The sequence below is a fragment of the Nostoc cf. edaphicum LEGE 07299 genome, from assembly GCF_015207245.1.
GTDB lineage: Bacteria > Cyanobacteriota > Cyanobacteriia > Cyanobacteriales > Nostocaceae > Nostoc > Nostoc edaphicum_B.
Genome location: NZ_JADEXF010000444.1, coordinates 1 through 4513 on the forward strand (window position 1 = coordinate 1; position 4513 = coordinate 4513).

Here is a 4513-nt window from a genome sequence, read left to right on the forward strand (position 1 = left end):
GAATAAAGTATGTCGAAAGCTTCAACTTTTGGCACATTATTTGTGCCATCAAACAGCACTAACTCGATTATTGACAACTAAAGTTACTCCAAAAATCAATTCAGGTAAAAAAACTTATGGCAATTACCATTGGAACCAACGGTAACGATACTCTAAAGGGCGTTTCTGATGAAGTTTTCATGGATACCTTAACCACCGTAACTGGTGGCGGTGGCAAGGATATATTTGTTTTCAACCCTGGAGTAAATTTCTATCTCAGCTTAATAACTGATTTCAGTGGAGTAGACAAAGGAACAAACCCCACAGCAGCAGTCATTGCTGAAGTTGATACCCTAAATTTCCAGAACAATAGTGGCTTCACTGCCCAAAACTTGATCCTTACCCAGAATGGTAACAACCTGGAGATCAACTTTCAAGGGTCTACCTTTACCAAAATCATTTTGGAAAACTTTGCCCTAGAAACCCTGGATAACCTCAGCAAATCCAGTGGAGCCACTGTAGATTTGGGCAATATTCTGTTTTATGGGCAAACTACCATCACCGACAGCTTTGATGTCTTCAATGCTAACTCCACCCAAAGCACTGTCTTTAAAAAAAACACAGTCACCTTCCTAAACGACCTAGACAACAATGTTAGTGGATTTGACAATTCAAATGATGTCATTAATGGTCAAGGGGGCAATGACATTATTGAAGGCTTAAGTGGCAATGACCTTTTGAGAGGTGGTGCAGGCAATAATACTCTCAACGGTGGTGTTGGTGACGACTCTTTGGATGCTGACTTCCCTTCAAGCAATAATCTGCTTAATGGTGGCGATGGCAATGATTCTCTGACAGCCTTTGGCAGGTACAATTACTTCACCTATTACGGCGGAAACGTCGACGATCGCTCTTTAGGCAATAATACCCTCAACGGTGGTGTTGGTGACGACTCTTTGGATGCTAGCGGTTCATTCGGGGATAACCTTTTAGATGGGGGCGATGGCAATGATTCTCTCTCCATCTCTGGGAGTACAAGTAGTGAGCAGTACACAAGCGAAGACTCTCGCTCAGATGGCGATAACACCCTCAACGGTGGTGCTGGTGATGATACCTTGAGCGCTAGTGGTTCATCAGGCAATAACCTGCTTTTTGGAGGCGATGGCAATGATTTTCTAGACATCTCTGGCTATATTTACCAATATTTTGACTCCTACTACGACTCTCGGTCATCTGGCAAAAACCTTCTCTCTGCGGGCGATGGCAATGATACTCTAACAGCCTCTGGTGCCAGTGGTAATAACACCCTCAACGGTGGTAATGGCGATGATAGCCTCACAGGCGGTGGTGGTAAGGATAGCCTCACAGGCGGCGGTGGTAAGGATAAATTTGTTTACAAAGGCTTAAGCAACGACACGACTAATAGTGGCAGAATCACCGACACGATTAATACTGGCACTCATACAATCGCCGATTTTACTGGAGTAGGTAAAGGAACAAACCCCACAGCAGCAGTCATAGCCGAAGTGGACACTCTGATATTCCAGGACAATAGTGGCTTCACTGCCGACAATTTACTTCTCACCCAGAATGGCACAAGTTTGTCAATCAGCTTTCAAGGATATGGTGATACCAGATTCATCCTGGAAAACTTTACCCTGTCCAACCTGGATAACCTCAGCAAATCTACTGGAGCCACTGTAGATTTGGGCAATATTCTGTTTTATGGGCAAACTACCATCACCGACAGCTTTGATGTCTTCGATGCCAACTACACGCAAAACACTGTCTTTAGAAGAAACACAGTCACCTTCCTAAACGACCTCGACAACAATGTTAGTGGATTTGATAATTCAAATGATGTCATCAATGGTCAAGGGGGTGATGACATTATTGAAGGCTTAAGTGGCAATGATATTTTGAGGGGTGGCGATGGCAATGATACTCTCAACGGTGGCGATGGCAATGATACTCTCAATGATGGCATCGGCAATAACACCCTCAATGGCGGGAATGGTGATGATTCTTTTAATTTCGACTCCCTATCTACGTTAGTGACTCAAACAGTAGATGGGGGAACAGGTAACGACACCTTGTCTTTCAGTTATAGCAGTGCTACCACAGGAATTACTTCGACTTTCAATCCTACTACCAACATTACAGTAATTTCTTCGACGGCGGACACAACAGTGTTTAGCTACAAGAATATCGAACAATTAAATATCACAGGTACAGACTACGATGATTATCTTGTGGGAAGCAATGGTAATGATACACTCCGCTCAGGCAATGGTAACGATACAGTAGATGGCGGCGCTGGTGAAGATTTCTTGGATATTAGTTTTTCAACAGGGAATCACCTACTCAATGGAGGCAATGGCAATGATTCTTTACAGGCTTTTAGTAACATTTACGACGAATTCGGAAATTTTGTTAGGGATACCACATCTGGCGATAACACCCTCAACGGTGGTGCTGGTAACGATACATTGAGGGTTTACGATTCAGCAGACGATAATCTATTAGATGGGGGCGATGGTGATGATTTTCTCTATGCCTCTGCCTTTTATGACGTCTCTGGTGAGAACACCCTCAACGGTGGTGTTGGTAACGATACATTGGAAGTTGGCACCTCAACAGGCAATTATTTATTAGATGGGGGCGATGGTAATGATTCCCTGATAGCCTCTTATTCCTCAGGTAATAATAACACCCTTAAAGGTGGCAATGGTGATGATACCCTCACAGGTGGCTATGGTAATAATAGTCTCTATGGGGAAGGTGGTATTGATACCTTTGTTTTGGATACTGTCTTCAATGAAGGTCTTGATCTGATACGTGACTTCGATGCCACTAATGAACTAATTCAGGTGTCGGCTGCTGGTTTTGGTGGCTTATCAGCAGGTGTACTTGAGACAAGCCAGTTTACACTTGGAGAATCTGCAACCACTAGCACCCAGCGATTTATTTATAACTCCACTACAGGTGCATTATTCTTTGACCTAGATGGTAGTGCAGGCGCATTTACTCAGGTACAATTTGCCGGATTATCTGCTGGGTTGTCACTAACGAACAACAATTTTGTGGTTGTTTAATCGTTCTATTCATTGAATTCATGAATCCTGCGATCGCTTATCCTCCATGTAATGCGATCGCCAATATCTAAAATGTGAGCTAATTATGGATACCGTAATTACACCAGAAAGAATCGAGTTACCACCTGGCGCGGTGTTGAAGCTTTTGGGAGATTGGAAAGACTATCAAGTATTGAGTCAGCAACTAGGCGATCGCTCCTCACCTCGCATTAAATATCGTCCTGGAGAGATTTTGCTAATGGCACCGCTACCAGAGCATGGAAGAGATGCTAGTTTGTTGGCAGATATTGCTAAGGTTTTGCTGGATCATTTAAACCGCGCGTACGAATCATTTACGCCTATCACTATGAGCTTGCCAGAAATTAGTGGTATTGAGCCAGACTTTTGCTTTTACATTGAAAATTGCAGAGCAGTAGTAGGCAAAAAAAGAATTGATTGGGAGTCAGATCCACCACCAGATTTAGCAATTGAAATAGATGTCACAAGCTACACCGATATTAATGATTTCTTGCCTTATCGAGTGCCAGAAGTTTGGATATTAAAGAGTAATCGGTTATTAATTTATCGATTGCAGGGAGAAAGTTATGTGCTTACAGAAAGCAGCTACTTTCCTAACGTCAGAGAAATTGTGCAGCAATGTCTCCAAATGGCCAATGAGCAAACAACAAGTGAAGTCATTAGGTGGTTAAAGAATTTTTTGCATGGACAACAGTAGTACAATGTCTAACCTAGTTTTGAGGGTTTGTAGTAAGCACTTTAGTGCTTAAAAGATAAGGACTAAAGTCCTTACTACGAACAATTTAAACTTGATAGCTTAGTAGGCTGCATTACGCTAACCCTTAATTACGAATTATTTTAATCCCTTTGATTTGCGAAACTCCTGGACAACATCTTTAATATCACGTAATTCTCCTTCAACTAAATAGTTTAACTGTCGCATTTCATCTGCTGAAATCTTTCCAGCGAGGGAAGCGATCGCTGTTCTTAATTCGGGATATTTTTTTAATATTTCTTGTCGAACAATTGGCACAGTTTCGTAAGGTGGAAAATAGTGTTTATCATCCTTGAGTACAACTAAACCCAAGCGAGAAATCTGCCCATCAGTGGAATTCCCCGCCACCATATCCACCTGTTTTTGAATCAAAGCACGATATATTAAACCCAAGTCCATAATTTGGGGTGGTTTAGCAAAACGTAAATCGTAAGTTTTAGCTAATCCTGGAAAACCATCTTCCCGTTCTAAAAATTCGTAACCGAAACCGCCACGCCACTGCGGTGTATATTGAGTAGCTTGGGAGAGAGTTTGAATATTGTTGCGTTTGGCATCTTCACCCCGAATAATCATTGCAAAAGTATTTTCAAAACCCAAGCTAGGCATCACTTCCAGATTGAATTGCTGGGCATATATTTGTTTTATTATTTCGTAAACTTCTTTAGAG

The 4513-nt window shown here is 42.1% G+C and carries 3 protein-coding genes; 2 read left to right on the forward strand and 1 reads right to left on the reverse strand.

Annotated elements, in window-relative coordinates; translation table 11 throughout:
* Positions 1–116 precede the first annotated feature (116 nt).
* Together IQ229_RS24555 and IQ229_RS14385 are read left to right on the forward strand one after the other, a co-directional pair.
* Entirely contained in the window at positions 117–3074 is a 2958-nt protein-coding gene (locus tag IQ229_RS24555) for a beta strand repeat-containing protein (RefSeq protein WP_194044758.1), read from the forward strand.
* Between the two features lie 85 nt (positions 3075–3159).
* A complete protein-coding gene (locus IQ229_RS14385) occupies positions 3160–3789 on the forward strand; it encodes a Uma2 family endonuclease (RefSeq protein WP_194044759.1) in 630 nt (209 codons plus the stop codon).
* Positions 3790–3924: 135 nt separating this feature from the next.
* On the opposite strand, the gene IQ229_RS14390 is transcribed toward IQ229_RS14385, so the two are convergent.
* A partial coding sequence (locus tag IQ229_RS14390; protein ID WP_322743989.1) for a glycine betaine ABC transporter substrate-binding protein occupies positions 3925–4513 on the reverse strand: 589 nt, incomplete at its 5' end.

Excerpts from the sequence above, each read along its gene's own strand:
- IQ229_RS24555 (WP_194044758.1), top strand. The coding sequence starts at position 117 with ATGGCAATTACCATTGGAACCAACGGTAACGATACTCTAAAGGGCGTT.
- IQ229_RS14385 (WP_194044759.1), top strand. The coding sequence starts at position 3,160 with ATGGATACCGTAATTACACCAGAAAGAATCGAGTTACCACCTGGCGCG.